Here is a 20649-nt window from a genome sequence, read left to right as displayed (position 1 = left end):
GTTGAATTCCCTTACCGGCGAGAAAGTTCGCGATAGATCGTGCCGCTCTTCATCACGAATTCGACATGCTCAAGGCTGCTGACGTCGACTAGAGGGTCACCAGTCACAGCGATGATGTCGGCGTAACGGCCAGGGTGAATTGAACCCACCTTATCGCTCGCCCCGAGCAAGTCCGCAGCATTCACCGTAGCCGCCCTGATAGCGTCGAGAGGCGTCATCCCTGCCTTGACCATAAGCGCGAATTCCTTCGCGTTCTGACCATGCGGCGAAAGCCCCTGATCGGTGCCGAAGGCAATTTTCACTCCGGCTTTGTAGGCGCGGTTCAGGTTACGCATCACGATCGGGCCAACTTCAAGCGCCTTCGCCGCCGAAGAGGGGTTTAGGGTTTCCGGATGCGTCCTGGCGATCTGCACCACGGTATCCGCGACCAGCAGCGTCGGCACCAGATACGTGCCATGCGCCTTCATTGCGCGGTCGGTTTCCGCATCCCCGAATGAACCATGCTCGATGGAGTCGACGCCCATTTCCGAGGCGTGAAGGATGGCCGCCTTCCCGTGCGCATGCGCCGCAACCTTGATGCCGAGCCCGTGCGCGGTATCGACGACGGCACGAATTTCCTCGTCGGTCATCGTCTGATGATTCGGATCATCACCGATCGACAGGACACCGCCGCTGGGCATGATCTTGATCAGGTCAACACCGTCGCGCCGCATTCCGCGCACGACCCTTGCGGCTTCATTCGCGCCGTCGATGACGCGCCCCTCGGAATGAAAGTCCAGTTCCGGGCTCATCCCGTTCTGCGGATCGCCATGGCCCCCGGTCGGGCCGAGCGGATACCCTGCCGCCCAGATGCGCGGCCCGGGCAACTTGCCTGCGGCAATCGCCTTCTTTAGCCCGACAATCACCTTCGTTTCGGCGCCGACGTCGCGGATTGTGGTAAAGCCGGCATCCAGCGTCGCCTTTGCATAGCCGACCGCGCCATAGGCGTTGTCGATTGAGCTTTCCTGCGCTCGCTCGGCCACAGGGTTCTTGCCGCTGTATCCCATCGTGATGTGGTCATGCGTGTCGATCAGGCCCGGCAGCACGGTCTCTTCTGAAAGGTCGACGACCTCCGCGCCGTCACGCGTGACGAAGCCGTCCTCCACCGAGACGATCCTGTCATCATGGATTACCACCGAAACCTTCGCACGCATCGCGGTTCCGGTTCCGTCGAAAAGTTGCCCAGCGTGGATCACAACATCGCGCGCCATTGCCGTACCGGATGCACCAACTAGCATGGCGATCGCCGGCGCCAGGGACCTGGTCAATATCGAAACATTCATCGTATCTATCCGTAAATGCGGGAAAGGGGGTACGGCGTCAGAAGCTATGGCGTACGTTGATGCCGATCGTGCGCGGCGTGGCGCTGTTCACCAGCGTGCGGCCGACCGCGATTGCGCTTGAACTGGCGCGGGTGATGGCGGTGGCGTTGAACAGATTGGTGGCGAACAGGTAAGCGCCCCAAGCCTTGTCCGGCCCTTCGATGCCGACGCGGGCATTGACTAGCGCGTAACCGTCCACTTCACGCGCATAGACGTAGGTGTGGCGGAAGTCGGACCAGGAACCCCCGACGTAGCTGCCATCGACGCGGGCAACCGCCCCCAGCTTGTCAGTCAGCGCCCAGCTGTACTGCATTGAACCGCCGCCCATCCACTTTGGCACGTAGGGGATGCGATCGCCATCGAGGCCCGAAGTCGCGGTCACGCCCGTGTTCTGGTCTTCGGTAAGCCGCGCATCGATGTATGTCAGATTGCCCTGAATAACGAGACCGTCGATCGGGAAGAGCCCCAGTTCGGCCTCGACACCTTCAACGCGCGCCTTGCCCGCATTGCCCAGGTACGAGAACGCACCGTTGGGCGTGCGCAGCGTGATCTGCATGTCGCTCCAGTCGATACGATAGACGTCGACGTTGAAAGTACCCATGCGGTTGAGGAAGCTGGTCTTGAGGCCGACTTCATAGTTCCACAGGCTGTCCGAATTATAGGCGGTAAGTCCGGCATCAAGACCAAGCACCTGGTTGGCACCGCCCGGACGGAAGCCCTGCGCCGCTTCGGCATAGAGCATGATGTCAGGCGTGATCTTGTAAGAACCGTTGAAGCGGAACACCCAGCCATTTTCCGAAGACGCCACCCGCGTGGGCGGCGTCAGCCTTGCGCCGACAAGGATGGAAGGAACGGTCGTCTCGCCGACGATGTCCTTTTCATAGTGGAAATACCGTGCACCTGCGGTCAGGTTGAAGCCCTCGAACACATCAAGCGAAACTTCGCCAAACCCGGCCAGCTGGGTCAGGGTGTCGTCGATCGTGCGGATCGTGGCGATTTCCAGCGGGCGGATGATCTGGCCCGTGGTCGGATCTGCGTTCACCTGCGGGTTCTGCACGAAGATGTTGCGATCGGAATAGTAGCCGCCGACCGTCCAGTTCAGCGGGCCGTTGCCGTTCGAACTCAAGCGCAGTTCGGCGGTCCAGGCGTCCATTTCCTGCTGCGGATAAAGCGCGGACGTCGACTGAGAATCCACCAGATCGTAGAAGTTGGTAAGCTGGGTATCGCTACACGGAGCCCCGCCGCCCACAAGTGCCTGGCAGCGCGCTTCAGTCCTTTGCCCGCGAATATACCGGGAAACGTCACTCACCGACGAAAGCTCGCGGTGCATGTAAGAGCCAGAGGCGGTCAGCGTGGCGAAATCGAACTCATAATTCGACGTGATGCTGTAAAGTTCGACATCGTCGCGCACCGGCTGGCGCGTGTAGGCATCGGACTTGTACTTGCCAGCGTCCTCAACCCAGCCGGCGGTGTCTATCCGGGTACGGTTGATGAAAGCGGCAACGTCGAAGGTCCAGCGTTCGGACGGCATCATGCGCAGCATGATACGGCCGCCGTAGCTTTTGAGAACGTTGATGTTGTCGATATCGAGCGTGGTATTGTCGATGAAGCCGTCCTGGCGGCGATAGAAGCCGACCGCGCGCACGCCGATCTTGTCGGTCGCCAGCGGCACGTTAACCATCGCGCTGCCTTCGTAGTTCCAGCCGCCATGATCGGTGTTGGAAAGACCCGCATCGACCGTGCCTTCGACCTTGTCGAGCACCGGCTTGTTGTAGATGATGCGCAAGGTGCCGCCCATCGAACCTGCGCCGTAAAGCGTGCCCTGCGGACCGCGCAGCACTTCGACCCGTTCCACGTCGAACAGGCGCAGTTCCGGCGTGGAGCCACCCGCGTCATTGCTGGCCCCGATCATGCCTGTGACCGGGGTTTCATCATAGTAGGTGCCGATCATCGGCTCGCCCGCGCCCTGAATGCCACGGATCACGACACGACGCTGCGAAGGGCCGCCGTCGACCAGATTGAGGCCCGGCGTGGTTGCCGAAAGGTCGCCGATGCTCTGCACGCCAGACTTCGACAGCGTGTCCCCGGTAATCGCCGAGATCGAGATAGGGGTTTCCTGCAGTGTCGTGCTGCGCTTCAGCGCGGTAACGACGATCTCGTTGCCCACCGGCTGTTCCGCGCTTTCCTGAGCGGTCGCCGAAAAAGGCGCCACTCCAGCCGTCCCGAACAGCAGCACAGTCGCAAGAGCGCGGCGCCCGCACGCAGGACGCAACTTCGATTTCGACATCTGTAACCCCTCATGTTGCCACGCCCACCATGTTTCGCGGGCGCAATATTTCCCACCATCGCCCTTATCTGCGATGGCGACCTGACAAAGCTTCCAATGACCCCGTGTTGCTGGACCGGACGGTCGCTCCCCATGATGCCGCCTCAATTCCGGTGGCTTGGCCCAATGCTGTCTCCAGGTCCTTAGGCCGGATCAGCGTGAAATATGAGCGAGGGGAGGTCAACAAAATATTTCGGAACTGCCGCGGCAATTCGCATCCAAATCACATTTTTTAAACGGAAGATGGAATTTTCTTGCGCGATCATTCAATTTTATGCCGATCATCGGCAAAACAATGCCGTGAAAACCGATTTTTGCCGCAGGATTGCGCGATCGGTTAGCCAAGCCTGTGGCAAAAAACAGAAATATTGTTGCATCCAGGCAGCCAAAAGGAAAAGATGCCTGCGGGCAACCATACCAGCTACACCGGAAGGACACCCTTGCGACGCCTTGGTCGGAGCGGGTTTCCTGCCGGTGCAATCTCGAAGCCGGAGGACTGATGATCACCAAGAGCTTTGCCGCGGCCGCAACCGCCGTCCTGTTGTGCAGCGCAGCATCCGCACAGCAAATGGACGGCGATTTCGCCAGTTCCGTCAAGAACTGGACCACCAAGCCCGAGTTCATGAGCCCGTTGGTGGATCATCTTCCCGCCTCGTCCACCATCCCGTCGCCCAAGCAGGTGCTGGGCCAGCACATCGGCGCGCCGAACACGCTGCACTACTACGAACAGATCATCAGCTATTATCGCGCGCTCGCCGCCGCAGCGCCTGACCGGGTGAAGATCATCGAAATCGGTAAATCCGAAGAAGGCCGCGAAAACGTGGTCGTCATGATCTCCTCGCCGTCCAACATCGCGAAGCTCGACACCTACCGCCGGAACCTTGGCCGCCTTGCCGATCCGCGCCAGATCAGCGCCGCCGAAGCGGCCGACATCATCGCCGCGACCAAGCCGATCTATCACATCTCGGGCGGTCTGCACTCGGCCGAAACCGGGCCGCCGGAAATGCTGATGGAGCTGGCCTATCGTCTGCTGACGGAAGACAGCCCGCTGATGAAATCCATCAGCGAAAACCTCGTCGTGTCACTTACGCCGGTGCTTGAAGCCGACGGACGCGATCGTTACGTCGACTGGTACTATCGCAACCTTATCGACGAACGCGATGACATGAACAAACCCGGCGGACCTCCGTACTGGGGAAAGTACATTTATCACGATAACAACCGTGATATCAATTTCTCGGACGTCAGTGCCCGCGAACTGATGAAGTTCTACCTCGACTGGCATCCGCCGATCATGCACGAACTGCATGAATCCGTCCCTTTCATGTACACCTATTCAGGGCAGGCGCCGCAGAACCCCGATCTGGACCCCATTCTCTTCGGCGAACTGCCCTGGTTCTCGAACTTCGAGATGGCGCAGATGACCAAGTACGGCATGCCGGGCGTGTGGACGCACGGTTTCGTCGATGCCTGGACCCCCGGCTACCTTGCCTTCATGTCGTCGAACCACAACGGCATGTTGCGCATGTACGAAACCTTCGGAAATGCCGGCGCAACTACCATGCTGCGTCACGTGGCACCGGAAGTGCAGTCTTCCGTGCGCGGCGGCGACTACACCAAGCGTGACTGGTATCGCCCTCTGCCTCCCTACAAGGAAGTCATGTGGTCGATGCGCAACAATACCAACTACATGGAGACCGGGGTGCTGACCGCGCTTGATCTGGCATCGCGCTTTCCCAACGTAATCCTTGAAAACTTCTACAAGAAGAGCGCCAACGCGGTCGAGGCAGGCACCAAGGACGCTCCCTATGCCTACATCATCCCGGCGGGACAGGCGGATGAAGCGCGCCTCAAGTTCGTCACCGACGTGCTGCAGATGCAGGGTATCGAGATCGGCCGGGCAGGCCAGGCGATCAGGCTGAAGGACGCGACCTACCCCGCCGGTTCGCTTGTGGTGAAGCTGAACCAGCCATATGGGCGCCTTGCCAAGATGCTGTTGCGTCTGCAGGATAATTACCCTGACGAAAAGCTCATGACTTACGACGACGCTGCATGGACGATGGGTCTGATGACCCACACCAAGATCGTCGAAATCACCGACAAGGCCGTGCTCGATGTACCGGTGACGCGTTATGCGAAGGCCGTGCTGGCCGGATCGATCAGCGGTCCGGGCGCAGCGACCTATGCGGTGCTCGACGAAGGCTCCGTCAATATGGCGACGCTCCGTTATCGCCTGAAGGACGTGGGCGTGCGCATTGTCGATGCACCCATGAAGGCCGGCGGCCAGACGATCCCGGCGGGGTCGTTCCTGGTGCCGGGCAGCGCTTACGCCACGCTCAAGCCGCAGGTCGAGGAACTTGGCCTCAAGGCGGTGAGCCTTGGCAAATCCGGATCAGTCACCGCCCATGACAGCAAGCTGCCACGCACCGCAGTGTTCAGCACATGGGGTGCCACCGAAAAGGTGGGCTGGCTGCGATATGCCTTCGACCAGCAGGACATCGACTACGACCTGATCTACAAGGAGCGTGTGCGGCAGGGTAACCTGCGCGCAGATTTCGACGTGATCATCCTTCCCAATCAGGGCAAGTCTGCGCGCGACATCGTCTTCGACCTGCCGATGAAGGGCAAGCCGCTGCCTTATACCAAAACGGAAAAGTACCGTTTTTCAGGCGACTTCGGTTCTTCGGAAGATATCCGCGGCGGTATGGGGCTGGAAGGTCTGATGGCGCTTCGCAAGTTCGTCGAAGAAGGCGGCACGCTGATCACCACGGGCAATGCCAGCGCGGTGCCGGTGCAGTTCGGCCTTGTCGATGATATCACCACCAGCGCCCCGCCGAAGGACTTCTATGCGCCCGGCCCGATCGTATCGGCGAAGGTGCTCAAGCCCGAAAGCCCGATATTCTACGGCTATCAGGGCGACTTGACCGACGCGAAAATGCCGGTGCGCTGGGCCGATAACACCCTCTACGCCCTGCCAGATCGCCTGAAAGGGCAGGTGCTGATGCAGTTCGCCGGCGGCAAGGCAGGGGTGATGAGCGGCTTCATGCGCGAAGCCGAAGCGGTAAAGGACCGGGCGGCGATCATCAACGTGCCGCAGGGCAACGGCCGCATACTGATGTTTGCCACGAACCCGATCTGGCGCTGGCAGAACTTCGGCGAATTCCGCATGCTTTACAACGCCATGCTCAACTGGAAGCAGTTGGGCGTAACCGATGCCGCGCCCTCTGCCCCGCCGCCGGTGCCCGAAGGCCAGCGCTGAGTAAGACCCGGACAAATGAAAAAGGCCGGGAGTGGCGCCCCACTCCCGGCCTTTTTCTTTGCGCCTTAGCCCTGAACTATGAAGCGACCCGCAGCGCAACGTCTGCCAGCGCTTCAGTGAATGCGCCGACGCGCTCCAGCGGCAGGGCGGCAAGATTGACCCGCCCGTCGGGCGCCACGAAGATGGCAAAGCGCGAACGCAGGCGCTCCACCTGCGCGTCATCAAGGGGCAACAGACAGAACATGCCGCCCTGCCCTGCCACACCGCCAAGGCCGAGGGCGTCGGCGCCGGGACTGGCCGCAAGGGCCCGGCGTGTCGCGCGCAGGCGGTTGCGCATGGCGTCCAGTTCTTCACGCCACATCGCGGCGAGACCGGCATCATCAAGGATGGTGCGTACCACGGCTGCACCGTGATCGGGTGGCATGGAGTATGAAGACCGGGCGAAGGCGCGCGCGTTGGCCATCGCCAGATTCAACCCCGCCACATCGTTTCCATAGCATAGCAGCGCACCAACCCTGTCGCGATACAGCCCGAAGGTCTTGTTGCACGACACTGCGATGACAGCTTCCGGCACGACGCCGAGCAGATCGCGCATACCGCGTGCGTCTTCCTCCACACCAGCACCAAAACCCTGATAGGCGAGATCGATCAGTGGGATCAGCCCCTTGTCCGCCAGCGCGCGGCCGATCTTCGTCCACGTGGCAATGTTGGGATCGATCCCGGTCGGATTGTGACCGCAGCCTTGCAACAGGAAAGCGTCACCGGGACTGGCCTGCTGCACCGCTGCAAGGAATGCGTCCAGCGCGAAGCCTCCGCCCTGTTCGTCGACATGGGAATATGTGCGGACCGGCAGGCCCGCTGCCGCGAACAACGGCAGGTGGTTGCTCCAGGTCGGCGTCGCCAGCCAAACGGTGCGCGGCATACCGCCAGCGCCAAGCAGCCCTGCCGCGACGCTGAGCGCCCCGGTTCCGCCCACCGTCTGTATTCCGCGCGCATGACCCGAAAGGCCGCGCCCAAGCACGAGCTCGCCAAGACATTCGGCAAAGCGGCGATCCCCGTCGGGACCGAGATAGGACTTGGAAGCCTGATCGCGCACAAGCCGCTCCTCGGCCAGCTTGACGGCGCGCATGACCGGCGTGCGGCCCTGATCGTCGCGATAGACCCCGACCGAGAGATCCAGCTTGCCCGGCCGCTGGTCCTTGGCGAAGGCTTCGATAAGCGACAACAAGGGGTCGGGCTTGTGCGCATCCAAACAATTGAAAAACATTGCGTTCCCTGATCGACAAAATCTTGGGGCCTTGTACGCTCATGGGCTTGCGTACGGTTTGCTTTTTCCGCGTCGAAAGCCGATAATTCACACGGATCGCTCATAATCATGGAAATATGCGCACGCAGGCCGCATCTCTTTTCGAAACAGGAGCTCGATTGTGCCCAAGGACCGCCTCGATCACTTCGACCGCAAGATTCTGGAACTGGTCCAACGCAACGGCGACCTTGGCCCCAGCGAACTGAGCACTCTCATCCACCTGTCACCCTCTCAATCGTCGCGAAGGCTGCAGCGGCTGCGGGAAGAAGGATATATCGAACGCACGGCAGCCATCCTCAATCCTGAAAAGCTGAACCTTGGAATATCGGCCTATGTTTCGGTGCGGCTGAGATCGCAGGCTGCGGAACTGGTGCAGTCCTTTCGCATGCGAGTGGAAACGCTGCCCGAAATTGTGTCGTGCGACTACACCACCGGAGAGATCGATTTCATGCTCCGCGTCCACACCAAAGATCTGCAATCCTACAGCGAGTTCATCAATTCCAAGCTTTTCGCGGGCAACGAGGTCGACAACGTGCGCACTTTCATCATCATGCAGCAGCTCAAGAGCACGACCGCACTAAGCCTGGAATATTGCTGAACGATCCGGGCCGGCAGGCGTGAGGGGCGCTTGCACCGACAAGCGACAACCATGCACGCTCGTTGCAAAATCCAGAGGGAACGGCGCGATAACGCACACACAACGCACGGCTTTTTGCGTAGTCCTCGCCTGAAGCCCATTCGCAACCGGGAAAGCACCGTGTCCGACATTGTACCACCACACCTGCTGCAACAGATATGCGTTGCGGGGCACCGATGAACGCGGCGCATCGCATTTGCGTGATGGGCGCAGGGGCCATCGGCACGATGGTGGCGGCCAGAGTGGCGCTGACCGGCAACGAAGTGACAGTGGTGGCGCGCAGCGCGCGTCTGCAGGACATTGCCGCCAACGGCCTGCGCATGCGCGGCGCCGATGGGACCAGCCACACCGTCAGGGTCCACGCGCGCGAGGCCGGCGATGTGGAACCGCAGGATATCGTCTTCATCGCGCTCAAGAGCGGCGATCTTCCCGCAGCCTTGCCCGACCTGCTCAGGCTCGTCGGGCCCCGCACCCTGCTGGTGCCGCTGATCAACGGCATCCCCTGGTGGTATCGGCAGCCGCACACGGCCGCGCCCATTACCGCGGTCGATCCGGAAGGCGCTTTGGCTGCGGCATTAGACCCGCACCGCGTCGTGGGATCAGTCGTGTTCCTTACAAGTGCCCTGGCTGCGGATGGCGCGATCGACGTGCGCGGCGCGGAACGCCTTGTCCTTGGCCCCGTGGTAAGCGGGGAAATCGCGGGCACAGGGACCGTTGCCGCGCTGTTCGAGAACACCCCGATCGAGGTCCGCACGGTGTCGGACCTGCGCCCGGAACTTTGGGCCAAAGTCGCGCTCAACCTTGCAACCAATCCGCTGTCCGTGGTTGCCGATGCCACACTGGAACAGCAATTCCATTCACCCTCGCTGCGACCGGTAGTCATCTCGGCGCTCGAAGAGGCCATCCGGGTAGCGCGCGCGCACGGGATCGAGCCCAGCCTCACTCTGGAACAGATGCTTGAGATCGGCGGCCGGGCCGGGCCGTTCTACACGTCGATGGCACAGGACTATCGGCGCGGTACACCGCTGGAACTGGGCGCGATCTGCCAGTCGGTCTTCGATCTGGCCGAAGACGCGGGCGTTGCCATGCCCGTGGCGCGCCTGATCCATGACCTGTGCCGTTTCCGGGCAGGGCAGGGATGAGGCGAGGGCTGGCCTAGCCTGTCACCGTCTGCGGCAGGCGGTGATAGGCGCGGCCGAAGTAGACCAGCCCATCGCCGTCCTCGCGCATGCGCAGTTCCTCAACCGCGCAGACGAACATGCTGTGCGTCCCGACCTCGTGGATCGAGGTAACCCGGCATCCAAATGTGCACAGCGCACCGGACAAGGCTGCGGCGCCGTTGGCCATGGCCGACCACGATCCTTGCGCAAATCGTTCATCCGCACTTGCCGCATGTCCCGCGAACAGTGCCGAGAGCGGCTCTTGCCCAGCGCTCAGCACATTGACGCACAGAACGCCGTTGGCCTCGACCAGGGCGTGCATGCGCGCGCTCTTGTTTATGCACACCAGCAGCGAAGCGGGCGTATCACTGATGCTGCACACGGCCGACGCGGTCATCCCGTGGCGGCCGCCCGGACCATCAGTGGTGATGATATTCACCGCAGCGCCAAGGCGGGCCATGGCCGCACGGAAGTCCGGGCTTTCGATCATCGTGTAGCGGCCCTCAGCGCATGAACAGCCCGCCGTTGACGTCCCAGGTGGCGCCATTGGCGAAGAAGGCGTTTTCACCGGCAAGATGCACGGCAGTGTCGGCCACATAATCGAGCGAGCCCAGGCGCTGCACCGGAATCCCTGCGACGATGCCCGCCAGCTTGTCCTGCGGCACCAGCGCGCGCACGGCAGGACTGTCGAGCGGCCCCGGCGCAATCGCGTTGACCGTAACCCCGAACGGACCAAGATCGCGCGCGAAGACCTTGGTAAGCGTGATAATCCCGCCCTTGGACGCGGCATAGTGCGCCCCGGTGGCAGTGCCGCCGTTCTGCCCCGCTAGCGAGGCCATGTTGACGATCCGCCCCACTCCCCGCTCCTTGAAGTAGCGCCCGAAGACCTGGCAGCCTACGAACGTGCCGCGCAAGTTCACCTGCACCACGCGGTCGAATTCGTCCGGGTCGATCTCCAGCACCGGGCGCGCCACGGTGACCACGGCGTTGTTCACCAGCGCGTCGACTGAACCCCATAGCGCGACGAGCCGGTCCCGCGCGGCCTCGAAGGCGGCCTGATCGCGCACATCGAGCGCGAAGCCCACCGCCGTTTCCCCGGTTGGATCAAGGGCTTCGGCACAGGCGATCGCCGCCGCTTCGTCGATATCGGATACACCCACGCAGTAGCCCGCGCGGTGGAAGGCAGCGGATAGCGCCGCCCCCAGCCCTTGCGCGCCGCCGGTGATCAAAACGGTCCGTCCGCTGCTCATAGCAGGTATCCGATGCCGAACTGATAATCCTCGGCATTGATGAGGGTGACGATCTTCTCATCAAGCAGCAGGGTGCCGTCAGGGGCGCGCACGATGCGATAACGCATGTCGGCAGGCAGGAAGCGCATGTGGCCATATTTGTATTCGGCCAGCATCTGCGCCGCGCGCAGTTCGATGAAATCATCCCCCGATGCCGTCACCACAAAGCGCGACACCGTGCGCACCGTGCGCGCGGGCGGCGCAGAGGACATCGAGAAGCCCGAAAGCAACCGCTTGGCACGGGCTTCGCGCATCGCCTTGTTGTCGTAGACGATGTTGAGCACTTCGGCGTAGTCGGCCGGATCGCGCTCGGTCGGGATGATGTACTTGCCGCCTTCGGTCCACAGCTTGAGCCAGGGCTTGTAGTCCAGCCGGTCAAGCAGGTCCGCTTCGGCCCAGATGAACTGCGTGGCTTCGGCCAGCGTGATCGTTGCGGTCATTTCCAGCGCCTCGCTCATGCCGTCATCATCCTTTTCCACTGCTGGTAGGCGGCGCGCATGCCGGTTTCGGCGCTGACGTCGCCCGCGTTATGGCCCGGCTCGGCCACACCTGCGGGCGCATCGACGCCGCGGTTGAGCATGATCCACAAGTCCTCGCCCGCATGGGCGCCGCGCTGGACGCGCTCCCAGCCCTCGGCATCGTCGGGGGTGCCGAAGCCCATCGGACCCTGGAAGTGTTCGTGCAGCCGCAGACGCTCGCGGTTGCCCGCAGCCGGGCCGCCGTCCATGCCGATCGCCACGTGCATGATCTCGGTTTCCTCGACAGTGACCGGGCGAAGCACGCGGAAGAACGCCATCGAACAGGCGACGTTGGGGAACAGGTTAAGGTTGAAGCCCGAACCGCCCACTGCGCGCACGACCTTGCGCACCGTGGCGTCATCGTGGCCCTCGTCACGCAGTTCCTGCGCCAGTTCCGCGAAGCGATCAGGGATCGGCGCGTCGAGGTTGTCTTCAAGGTCGATAAGATCGGGGATCATCACCATGACCGAATGGCCATTGCCCAGATCCTCGACCCAGCCGCCCTGCCCCAGCACGTCGAACACATTCTCCGTCTCGGCATCGAGGCTGTCGAGGAAGGTCTTGTGGACGATCGGGAAGTGGTAGGCGTCCGTCGTGTTCTCCAGCTGGATCTTCCAATTGCCGGGGAAGCGGAACTTGTGTTCGCCAAGGGTCTTCACGCCGTAACCGGCGCCCTGCTTCATGAACAGGTCCATCCACTTGCGCGCCGGGCCGAGGTAATCGACCAGCGGTTGGATATCATTGTTGAACGTGGCGAAGATCATGCCCTGGTACGTTTCGACGCGCAGCGAGATCAGCGGGAATTCGCTCTTGTCGAAATCTTCCGGGTAGCCGGCGGCGTGCGGCACCTTGCGCAAGGTGCCGTCGGGATCGTAGCTCCAGCCGTGGTAGGGGCACACGAAGACGCTGGCCTTGCCCTTCTTCTTCTCGCACACGCTGGCCGCGCGGTGGCGGCAGCGGTTGAGCAGGACGTTGACCTTCATCTCGCGGTCACGGGTAACGATCACCGGCTCGCGGCCGACCCACGATGTCTTGAAGCTGTTCTTTACGGGAACGTCGCTTTCATGGGCGACCCAGACCCAAGTGTTCTTGAAGATGCGGTCCATCTCCTCGTCGAAGATGGTCCCGTCGCGATAAAGCGAGGTGTGGACCCGGTCTTCGCGGACGAGCGTGGCGTAGTCATGGTCGCTCATAGCTGCCTCCTGATGTGTGTCGTTATTCTGATGCGTCCGGCACCGAGATCGGCGCCTCGTCGTTCCACGGCCCGACATCGCGGGAAAAGATGTTCTCGGTAACGAAGCGGGCGATGCGCCAGATGCCGTCCTGACGCTGGAAATCCAGCGTCAGGGCCGCGCTGCGCAAGTCCGAGCGTCCATCACGGTAAGTTGACACCTGAAGCATCATCCAGCCCGCGGTAGCGCTGTCATCGCCGGTAACCTTGATGACCTCGGACGAAAGGTAGTGAGCATTGAGCGCGAAGTGGGGCGGGTTCGAATAGCTTGCCAGCATCGCCACGATCGCGTCGCGCCCTTCGTGCCGCCCGAAAGCCTTGCGGTAGCGTCCGCGCCCTTCCCACACCGCATCCGCAGCGAACAAGTCGCCCAACTCGTCGAAAGGCGTTTCCGGGCCAAGCGTGTCGCACAGGCGGAAGTAGCGCATAGCCACGCGGCGCACCGCCACTTCCGCCTCCAGCAGCGCGAGGCGCCGGGCCAGAAGAGCCATTTCGTTCATGCAGGGATGACCAGTTCCCGGCCGATGCGCGCCTCTACGCGCATATACTTCCACAGACGGTATTCGCCGACCTCGATCGTGCGGAACAGGTTGCAGGCGGCAACGGCAGTGGCGCGGTCGGGCACGTCGGCAAGGATATAGAACGTCCAGGGCCAGCCGTTGGGCGAGGTGCCAACCATCGTTTCGTCATCGTCCAGCGTGCCCAGCACGGTCACGCCGGGCAGGTCGCGAATGCCCTTGAGCATTTCTCCGGTCGCGGCCCAGACCTTGCCGATCTCGGCAGCGGGCAGGTCGAAGAAGTTCTGCAGCACAGCGCCGCAGAACAGGACGCGGAGGGGCTTGGTGGCAGGGGTATCGGTCATGTCTTTTGCATCCTTCTCGATCAGGGAAAGCCGGGGGCCGCTTCAAGTCCCAGGATAATCTTGCCGGCGTTCTGCCAGGTGCCATCGGCCAGGAAGGCATGTTGAGGCACCACCATCGCATCGCGCAAGTAGCGCGCGATGGGGTGATCCGCGCCGATCCCGGTGGTGCCGCTGAGCCTGTGGACCGTGCCCGCCACTTCAGCCGCGACATGCGCCGCATTGGTGGAGGCAAGCCGGAGCAGGGAACGCGTGGTCACGTCCAGTTCTTCCGCCCCCGCTTCCAGCTGGGCAAAGGCCGCATCGGTCGTTTCGTAGAAGAACGCGCGCGCCGAACGCAGCGCCGCCTCGGCCTTGGCAATGTCGGTCTGGACATAGGCGCGGTCGGCCAGCGTCGGCGCCCCGGTGATGGACGTGCGCCCGCCCGCCAGCGTAATCAGGCAGTCCAGCGAAGCACGCGCCACACCCAGACCGACGACCGCCAGCATCTGCGCCGCCAGCGGCATTGAGGGATAGCGATAGAGCGGGGTATCCAGACTGGATGCACCGCCGCGGATAAAGGTCCAATCCTGCGGCACGACTACCTTGTCTACCACCATGTCGTGGCTGCCGGTACCCTGCATGCCGGTGACGTTCCAGTTGTCGACGATCTCGATGCTGGATGCGGGCATGACCGCGATCAGCGGCAGGCCGCCGGTGGGGCCGCCGCCTTCCACCTTGATGCCCACGCCGATCACGTCGGCGCCGCGACAGCCCGAACCCCAGCTCCAGCGGCCGGAAACTTCGACCCCGCCTTCCACGGGAACGGCGGACTGCGGCGGGAAGATACCGCCGGCAAAGACCACGTCCGGGCCGTTTGCGTACATTTTTTCAAGTGTCGGCAACGGCAGCGAGCTGAGATAGACGGCAGAGAACCCGAAGCTGGCCACCCATCCGGTAGACCCGTCCGCTTCGCTGATTGTCTCGATCAGGCGCAGAAAATCGGACGGGTGCATTTCATCGCCGCCGAACCGCCTGGCCACCATGGCGCGGTAGACGCCAGCCTGCTTCATCAGTTCGATCACGTCGGCGCTTACATGGGTCTGCCCAGCAAACTCCGCATGGCGTTCACGCGCGGCGGCAAGCAGTCGCTCCAGCGCCTCAGCCTTGCCCGGCGCCGCCTCGCCCGGCTTGGAGATATCGGCAACGGTCATCGGTTGGTATCCTCCCCTGCTGGGTCCATGATCACGGAAATTATATTTTCCAGCATGCGGCCAAAGGCGCAGACAGCCTCATCCGCACCATGCCGGCCGATCACCTGAATGCCGATCGGCAACCCTTCTGCGGCAAGCACCGGAACGGTCAGCGCCGGATGGCCCGAAAGGTTGAACGGGCGCACCAGCGCGGTCATGCGCAGCGCTGCGGCAGCATCGCCGGCTTCGGACAGCGCCAGCGGGAAACACGGCATCGTCGGCATCACCAGCAGTTCATGCTGTTCAAGCAGCGCATCGACCTCAGCGGTAAAGCGCGTGCGCACCACTTCGGCCTGCGCCAGCTTTTGCGCATCGACGTTTGCCGCCGCGGTAAGCCGCGCCGCCACGTCCGTACCGACTTTTCCGCCCGCCAGCAGGTGGCCGAAGGCAGCGTAAGTTTCCGCCGCGATCACTGCGATGTTGGCGGCATAGGCGTCCGGCAGCTGCGCCAGGCTAACCTGTGCATTCGCAGAAAACGGCGCCATCGCGTCATCGAACGCCGCCTGCACGGCAGCATCGACGCCCTCTGCCTGGACGATCGCGAAACGCGGCGGAGCATCTGCCGACGGGGCGTAGCCGGGCGCGATAATGCGCATTGCCGCCTCGATCTGCGCCATGGAACGGGCAAACGGCCCGATACAGTCCAGCGACGATGCGCGCGGCCAAGCCCCTGCCCGGCTCACCCTGCCGAACGTGGGCTTGAGCCCGAACACGCCGCAGCAAGCGGCGGGCGTTCGGATCGAGCCGCCGGTATCCGTGCCGATGGCAAAGTCCACCAGCCCTTCGGCCACCGCGACAGCCGATCCGCTTGACGAACCACCGGGGACGCGATCGGGAAAGTGCGGATTGATCGCGGAACCCGTCCAGGCATTGATGCCGGTAACGCCGTAAGCCAGTTCATGCATGTTCGCCTTGCCGACGATCCGGCAGCCGCCCGACAGCAGCGCTTCGACCACTGCGGCATTCGCTTGGGCAGCAGGTGCGTCATCAAGAGCGGCGCTGCCGCCCTTCGTCGGCATCCCTGCGATATCGATGCAGTCCTTGACCGCGACGGTGACAGCACCGCTTCCCAGATCCACCGGCGTGAAGATGGCGTTGTTGCGTGACATATCCAGACTCATATTTGTTTCACTTGAAATGTCAATTTATACCGTAAGCGGATTTCCGCTGATCCGCGCGCGTTCCGGCGATCAATGGCGGCGGCGCAGACGGTCCGATGGCGCCACGCCGAATCGGTCACGATAGTATCCTGCGAACCGGCCCATGCTGACGATTCCGCAAGCCTGCATCAATGCGGTGACGTCAAACTGGTCACCCCGTTCAACGATCAGGTGATCGAGCCGTTCCAGCCGCTGCTCCCGCACTTCCTCTCCAAACGTGTGACCAAGGAAGCGCCGAAACCCGGACTGGAGCGTTCGCACGCTTACACCCGCATCGGCCGCGATCTCGCACAGGGAAATCGTGTGTGCACCATTCGCGACAAGACCGGCGATCGCCGCCTTTGCCTGCTTCACGAACCACGGCACGGCTGCGCCGACCTCGGGCCTCGACACGTGAGCCCGGTCGCGCAGGAATTCGGTGATCAGGCTTGCCGCCCGGTCCCCGAACAGGTCCGGCATTCCCGGACCAAGCTCCGCCCAGCCGAGCATGAAGCGCATGAGGTCGATCCACACCATCGCCTCACCGCCGGCAAGCGCGTCGTAGCGCCCCGATACCGCAGGCCACAGACCGGACGGCAGATTTGCCGTGAAATGCCGGCTGCTGCTTTCGAATGCGATGTCCAGCGGCGATCCCGGAGGGGACACGTGCATCATGCCCGCTTCCAGCACGGCAACCTTGCGATCGCCCAGCGCCATGCGGCTGCGCCCTTCGGCAACGGCATGGACGAGTATCCGCCCCTGCGGCACGCGCGAGCGTATCCGCACGGGCGCTCCATAAGTCAGGTCGGCCAGACGGCACGGCCCTGCCGCGACGTGGCGCACTTGCGCGCGGATCGTGCGGCCTGTTTTCCGCATGTCCATCTCGTGCGGGGCCAGTATGCGCGAAAGCATCGCGACCACTGCATCGGCATCGCGCGTCTCGATCCGCTGCGGCAAGGCGGCCACGGTCTGCCGCATGGTCAGGGCCGATACCAGTCGACAGGCTTCGCCTTGCGCATGGCACGCACCTGGCTTTCGAACAGTAGCGCAGAGAAGCGATTGCTTTCGTTGAGACGAGCGGCGGAAGTACGGCAACGCTCCATGACTTCGGCGCCGATCTTGCGGTCGGGGCCGGGGATCATGCCTGCCTGACATTGCACTTCGGCGGCGCGCTGGACGATGTAGTGCAGCATGAACGTCGATGGAATGTCCCGTTCGCACACGGCGACACCGTGATTGCGAAGGACCAGCACGTGCTTGTCGCCAAGACTGGCGACCATGCGGTCACGCTCGTCTGCGAACAGGGTGATGCCTTCGAATTCATGATAGCCGACGCGGTCGATCAGCTGCGCCCCGTAGAAGTTGTTATGGTCGAAGCCTGCATCCTTCATCGCCACCGCCGAAATCGGAATGGTGTGCGTGTGGGCGACGCAGTGCACGTCATGGCGATGCGTGTGGATGGCGCCGTGCAGGGCGAAGCCCGCCGGATTGGCCCAGTATTCGGATTCCCCAACCAGTTCGCCATCGACGTTGACCACCAGCAGGTTGTCGGGCGTGATCTCGGAATAGTTCAGGCCGAACGGATTGACGAGGTAACGATCCCCCTCCGGCAACCGCACCGAGATGTGGTTCATGATCATCTCGTGCCAGCCGAAATATTCGATCAGATGATAGAAGTTCGCCAGATCGTGGCGCAGCTTCCACTCCTCGTCGGAACAGTTGGTCATGGTCATTCTCCCGTCTGGCTGCGGCCCGGTACGTGCCTTGGCATGAACCACAGGGCGCCCGTCACGATCAGCATCATGGTACACAGAAATACAAAGAACGCGCCCGCCCCCGCACCGACCAGCATCGCGCCGATGAAGGAACTGGCGATCGCGCCGAACCGTCCGATCGCGAGCGCAGCCCCGATGCCCGTCGATCGCATCGAAGCAGGATAAGCGTTGGCCGCGATCGCAAAGAGCATTGGCTGCAACCCGGCGATGAACAGTCCGGCAAGCGCCAGCCCCGCCACCAGCACCGGCATCGAAGCGCCCGCCGCAAAGGCCGCAAGCGTCAGCAGGCAACTCAGTGCGCCGCCGATCCCGAACGTCAGCGTCAGCTTGCGCGATCCGGTCCGGTCGATCAGCAGCGCGCCGATCAGCGCCCCGCCCATGCCGCCAAAATTGAAGGCCGCCAGCAAGGTGCCTGCCGCCGCCATGTCCAGCCCCCGGCTTACGCTGAACACCGGCAGCCAGTTGAACACCGTGTAGGCAGCCGTCAGCACCCCAAGGAACTGGACGCACAGCATGATGCTGGGCAGGCGTTCCTCCCCTTGCAGCAAGGCGCCGTAACCTGCCTTTGCCGCAGGCGTCTGCCCGGCGATGGGGCCGAAGTCGCCTGCGTCTGCCGCGCCAAGGCGTCGTGCGATCCGTTCAAGCTCTGCGCGGCGCGCCGGGCGGGTCGCAAGAAACTGGGGCGATTCCGGCAGGACCACCGCGACGACAAGTGCAAGGATCAGCGGCAGGGCGCCGCCAACAAGGAACAGCGCGGGCCATCCGTGGGCAGGCAATAGCCATGCCGCAACCAAGCCCGCCATGACACCGCCCACGGGGGTACAGATCATCCCGAAGGTCACCATGAAACTGCGCCGGCGCACGGGCGTGAATTCGGAAAGCAGCGCCACGGCGCTTGGCATCGCCCCGCCCAGTCCGACCGAAGCGACGAGACGGCTGGCCAGGAAAAGCGTCATGCCGCCCGCGAATGCCGACGCCAGGGTGCCCAGCCCGAACACCACCATGCTGGCCAGCAGCGTTGCCTTGCGACCGATCCTGTCGCCCAGCCAGCCATTGATCGCCGTCCCCACGCTCATGGCGACGAGCCCCAGGCCCAACACCGGCACGAACGCCTCTCGCGGAAGCGACCACGCCTTCATCAACGCCGGGATTGCAACGCCGATCAGCTGGATGTCGAACCCGTCGAGAACGACCGCGAGAATCGCAAGGATCCCCGCCTGCTTCTGGAAGCGGGTCCAGGGGCCGTCATCAAGCGCGTATCGCAGCGATCCCCCGTCCCTCACGTCTTGAACTGCCCGGCCGCGCTGCATTGCCGGCGCGGGAACATCCACGAGATCATCAAACAGCCCTCCTGCCTGAACACCAATGCCCGGACACCTCCCCGGTGCGTTGCCGTGCCGCCTCTGTCGGGCTGGCTCCCTGAGTGCCGCAGCATGCCCTGCGATATAACAATGTCAATTGAATATTATATTTTCTCGCAGGCCATGTCGCCGTCACCCAGCAGAATGCGCGCCCGACGGTATTCCTGTTCGAGTATCGCCAATGCCCGCGTCGCGCCTGCTTCGCCTCCCGCCGCCACTCCATAGAGCGTTGCGCGGCCGCCCATCACCCCGTCGGCGCCCAGCAGGGATGCCTTGAGAATATCGGCACCGCGCCGGACACCGCCTTCCACCAGCACCTGAACGTCCGCGCGCAGTTCCGCGCGGGTCGCCTGCAGCAGTTCAAGGCCGGGGCGGCTCCATCAAGTTGGCGGCCGCCATGGTTACCCAGCACGACGCCATCAGCCCCCATGTCGACGGCACGCCGCGCGTCAGCAGGGTGCCCGATCCCCTTGATCAGCATCCGCCCGTGCCAGAGCGCCCGCACATGCTCCAGTTCACGCCAGGAAACGGTCGGTGCGATGTTCTGCCGCAGCCAGCGGCTTGCCTCCAGCAGATCGGCGGAACCGGCGCCCAACCATTCGGCGATGTTGGGAAAGCCCGGCAGACCCTTGCGGAAGACCTGCGCCATCCAGCGGGGGTGGCGCAGCGCATCCATCCGTGCAGCCAGCGTTGCCTGACCCTCTGCCGCGTAGAGCCGCGCATTCCATTCCCGGTTGCCAAAGGTGTTGGCATCGATCGTCACGACAAGCGTTCGCACACCGGCCGCAGCCACCCGGCCAAGCAGCCTTTCGACCAGCGCCATCTCGCTGAAGATGTAAAGCTGGAACCAGTGCTCCAGCCCTCGCACCTTTGCCACATCCTCCAGCAGTACATTGGAGACGGTGCTTTGCGTGAAAGGGACCCCGGCCTTCGCCGCAGCGCGCGCCAGCGCAAGGTCGGCTCCGTGCCAGTAAAGGCCGTTGAGCCCGGTGGGTGCGATAACGTAGGGAAACCGGCATTTGCCCGCAGGTGCGTCACCCTCCGCAAGACGCGGACGGAACCGCAAGCGGTCGAAAGCCTGACGATTGGCGGCAAGCGCGATCTCGTCTTCGGCCCCGCCTTCAAGATATTCCGCCGCCAGCGCAGGCAATCGATGCAGCGCCATGGCGCGCAGTTCGGCGATCGACAGCGCTCGC

At 63.1% G+C, this 20649-nt stretch carries 18 protein-coding genes and 1 pseudogene; 3 read left to right on the top strand and 16 right to left on the bottom strand.

Translation table 11 applies throughout. The features are described from left to right. Positions 1-11: 11 nt before the first annotated feature. From KZO24_RS29645 to KZO24_RS29635, 3 genes are all read right to left on the bottom strand, one after another. Positions 12-1322, bottom strand: coding sequence for a metal-dependent hydrolase family protein (locus tag KZO24_RS29645; RefSeq protein ID WP_486487928.1), 1311 nt, complete (start codon positions 1320-1322; stop codon positions 12-14). A 37-nt stretch (positions 1323-1359) separates the two neighbouring features. Continuing rightward, positions 1360-3573 (bottom strand): TonB-dependent receptor, encoded by a 2214-nt coding sequence (locus KZO24_RS29640; protein WP_486487927.1) that lies wholly within the window; start codon positions 3571-3573, stop codon positions 1360-1362. A gap of 294 nt (positions 3574-3867) precedes the next feature. Then, positions 3868-4284, bottom strand: coding sequence for a hypothetical protein (locus tag KZO24_RS29635; RefSeq protein ID WP_486487926.1), 417 nt, complete (start codon positions 4282-4284; stop codon positions 3868-3870). Between KZO24_RS29635 and KZO24_RS29630 the strand changes: the two genes are divergently transcribed. Continuing rightward, positions 4256-6946, top strand: a complete 2691-nt coding sequence (locus KZO24_RS29630) for a M14 family zinc carboxypeptidase (RefSeq protein ID WP_486487925.1) — start codon at positions 4256-4258, stop codon at positions 6944-6946. The two genes, KZO24_RS29635 and KZO24_RS29630, sit on opposite strands and share 29 nt — an antisense overlap. A gap of 76 nt (positions 6947-7022) precedes the next feature. Here the strand turns inward: KZO24_RS29630 and KZO24_RS29625 are convergent, their stop codons facing one another. Next, positions 7023-8213 carry an aromatic amino acid transaminase gene (locus KZO24_RS29625; RefSeq protein WP_486487924.1) on the bottom strand — a complete coding sequence of 397 codons (1191 nt, stop codon included), beginning with the start codon at positions 8211-8213 and terminating at the stop codon, positions 7023-7025. 160 nt (positions 8214-8373) lie between these two features. Here KZO24_RS29625 and KZO24_RS29620 point away from each other — a divergent pair, with 160 nt between their 5' ends. Then, the gene (locus tag KZO24_RS29620) at positions 8374-8850 is read left to right on the top strand and encodes an Lrp/AsnC family transcriptional regulator (protein ID WP_486487923.1); all 477 of its coding nucleotides are present in this window, start codon (positions 8374-8376) and stop codon (positions 8848-8850) included. 215 nt (positions 8851-9065) lie between these two features. Next, positions 9066-10031 carry a ketopantoate reductase family protein gene (locus KZO24_RS29615; protein ID WP_486487922.1) on the top strand — a complete coding sequence of 322 codons (966 nt, stop codon included), beginning with the start codon at positions 9066-9068 and terminating at the stop codon, positions 10029-10031. Between the two features lie 13 nt (positions 10032-10044). Here the strand turns inward: KZO24_RS29615 and KZO24_RS29610 are convergent, their stop codons facing one another. The 12 genes and pseudogenes from KZO24_RS29610 to KZO24_RS29555 all read right to left on the bottom strand — a co-directional run bounded on the left by KZO24_RS29610 (position 10045) and on the right by KZO24_RS29555 (position 20618). After that, a complete protein-coding gene (locus KZO24_RS29610) occupies positions 10045-10539 on the bottom strand; it encodes a flavin reductase (protein WP_103096315.1) in 495 nt (164 codons plus the stop codon). A gap of 13 nt (positions 10540-10552) precedes the next feature. Beyond that, positions 10553-11299, bottom strand: coding sequence for an SDR family NAD(P)-dependent oxidoreductase (locus tag KZO24_RS29605; protein WP_486487921.1), 747 nt, complete (start codon positions 11297-11299; stop codon positions 10553-10555). Further along, positions 11296-11796, bottom strand: a complete 501-nt coding sequence (locus KZO24_RS29600) for an aromatic-ring-hydroxylating dioxygenase subunit beta (RefSeq protein WP_486487920.1) — start codon at positions 11794-11796, stop codon at positions 11296-11298. The genes KZO24_RS29605 and KZO24_RS29600 overlap by 4 nt, the downstream gene beginning before the upstream one ends. Continuing rightward, positions 11793-13049, bottom strand: a complete 1257-nt coding sequence (locus KZO24_RS29595; protein ID WP_486487919.1) for an aromatic ring-hydroxylating oxygenase subunit alpha — start codon at positions 13047-13049, stop codon at positions 11793-11795. Before KZO24_RS29595 ends, KZO24_RS29600 begins: the two co-directional genes overlap by 4 nt. A 22-nt stretch (positions 13050-13071) precedes the next feature. Beyond that, positions 13072-13587 carry a nuclear transport factor 2 family protein gene (locus KZO24_RS29590; RefSeq protein WP_486487918.1) on the bottom strand — a complete coding sequence of 172 codons (516 nt, stop codon included), beginning with the start codon at positions 13585-13587 and terminating at the stop codon, positions 13072-13074. Then, positions 13584-13949 carry a hypothetical protein gene (locus KZO24_RS29585; protein ID WP_103096320.1) on the bottom strand — a complete coding sequence of 122 codons (366 nt, stop codon included), beginning with the start codon at positions 13947-13949 and terminating at the stop codon, positions 13584-13586. The genes KZO24_RS29590 and KZO24_RS29585 overlap by 4 nt, the downstream gene beginning before the upstream one ends. Positions 13950-13969: 20 nt before the next feature. Then, complete coding sequence (locus KZO24_RS29580) at positions 13970-15139, bottom strand: acyl-CoA dehydrogenase family protein (protein ID WP_486487917.1); 1170 nt, start codon at positions 15137-15139, stop codon at positions 13970-13972. After that, positions 15136-16299, bottom strand: coding sequence for an amidase (locus tag KZO24_RS29575; RefSeq protein ID WP_486487916.1), 1164 nt, complete (start codon positions 16297-16299; stop codon positions 15136-15138). Before KZO24_RS29575 ends, KZO24_RS29580 begins: the two co-directional genes overlap by 4 nt. Positions 16300-16368: 69 nt before the next feature. After that, positions 16369-17295, bottom strand: a complete 927-nt coding sequence (locus KZO24_RS29570; protein WP_486487915.1) for an AraC family transcriptional regulator — start codon at positions 17293-17295, stop codon at positions 16369-16371. A 2-nt stretch (positions 17296-17297) separates the two neighbouring features. Then, positions 17298-18044, bottom strand: coding sequence for a class II aldolase/adducin family protein (locus tag KZO24_RS29565; RefSeq protein ID WP_486487914.1), 747 nt, complete (start codon positions 18042-18044; stop codon positions 17298-17300). 2 nt (positions 18045-18046) lie between these two features. Next, positions 18047-19375, bottom strand: a complete 1329-nt coding sequence (locus tag KZO24_RS29560; RefSeq protein WP_486487913.1) for an MFS transporter — start codon at positions 19373-19375, stop codon at positions 18047-18049. Between the two features lie 182 nt (positions 19376-19557). Further along, positions 19558-20618 (bottom strand): annotated as a pseudogene (locus KZO24_RS29555) (alpha-hydroxy acid oxidase). Between the last annotated feature and the right edge of the window lie 31 nt (positions 20619-20649).

The organism is Novosphingobium sp. NFX11 (assembly GCF_057376415.1).
The sequence above is the reverse complement of the archived record's forward strand: the minus strand, read 5'-3'. Positions and strand labels throughout refer to the sequence as shown.

What these genes read in the sequence shown, in the direction of transcription:
- KZO24_RS29645 (WP_486487928.1), bottom strand. Translation starts at nt 1,322, where the DNA reads ATGAATGTTTCGATATTGACCAGGTCCCTGGCGCCGGCGATCGCCATG.
- KZO24_RS29630 (WP_486487925.1), top strand. Translation starts at nt 4,256, where the DNA reads ATGGACGGCGATTTCGCCAGTTCCGTCAAGAACTGGACCACCAAGCCC.
- KZO24_RS29625 (WP_486487924.1), bottom strand. Translation starts at nt 8,213, where the DNA reads ATGTTTTTCAATTGTTTGGATGCGCACAAGCCCGACCCCTTGTTGTCG.
- KZO24_RS29615 (WP_486487922.1), top strand. Translation starts at nt 9,066, where the DNA reads ATGAACGCGGCGCATCGCATTTGCGTGATGGGCGCAGGGGCCATCGGC.
- KZO24_RS29610 (WP_103096315.1), bottom strand. Translation starts at nt 10,539, where the DNA reads ATGATCGAAAGCCCGGACTTCCGTGCGGCCATGGCCCGCCTTGGCGCT.
- KZO24_RS29605 (WP_486487921.1), bottom strand. Translation starts at nt 11,299, where the DNA reads ATGAGCAGCGGACGGACCGTTTTGATCACCGGCGGCGCGCAAGGGCTG.
- KZO24_RS29600 (WP_486487920.1), bottom strand. Translation starts at nt 11,796, where the DNA reads ATGAGCGAGGCGCTGGAAATGACCGCAACGATCACGCTGGCCGAAGCC.
- KZO24_RS29595 (WP_486487919.1), bottom strand. Translation starts at nt 13,049, where the DNA reads ATGAGCGACCATGACTACGCCACGCTCGTCCGCGAAGACCGGGTCCAC.
- KZO24_RS29590 (WP_486487918.1), bottom strand. Translation starts at nt 13,587, where the DNA reads ATGAACGAAATGGCTCTTCTGGCCCGGCGCCTCGCGCTGCTGGAGGCG.
- KZO24_RS29585 (WP_103096320.1), bottom strand. Translation starts at nt 13,949, where the DNA reads ATGACCGATACCCCTGCCACCAAGCCCCTCCGCGTCCTGTTCTGCGGC.
- KZO24_RS29580 (WP_486487917.1), bottom strand. Translation starts at nt 15,139, where the DNA reads ATGACCGTTGCCGATATCTCCAAGCCGGGCGAGGCGGCGCCGGGCAAG.
- KZO24_RS29575 (WP_486487916.1), bottom strand. Translation starts at nt 16,299, where the DNA reads ATGAGTCTGGATATGTCACGCAACAACGCCATCTTCACGCCGGTGGAT.
- KZO24_RS29570 (WP_486487915.1), bottom strand. Translation starts at nt 17,295, where the DNA reads ATGCGGCAGACCGTGGCCGCCTTGCCGCAGCGGATCGAGACGCGCGAT.
- KZO24_RS29565 (WP_486487914.1), bottom strand. Translation starts at nt 18,044, where the DNA reads ATGACCAACTGTTCCGACGAGGAGTGGAAGCTGCGCCACGATCTGGCG.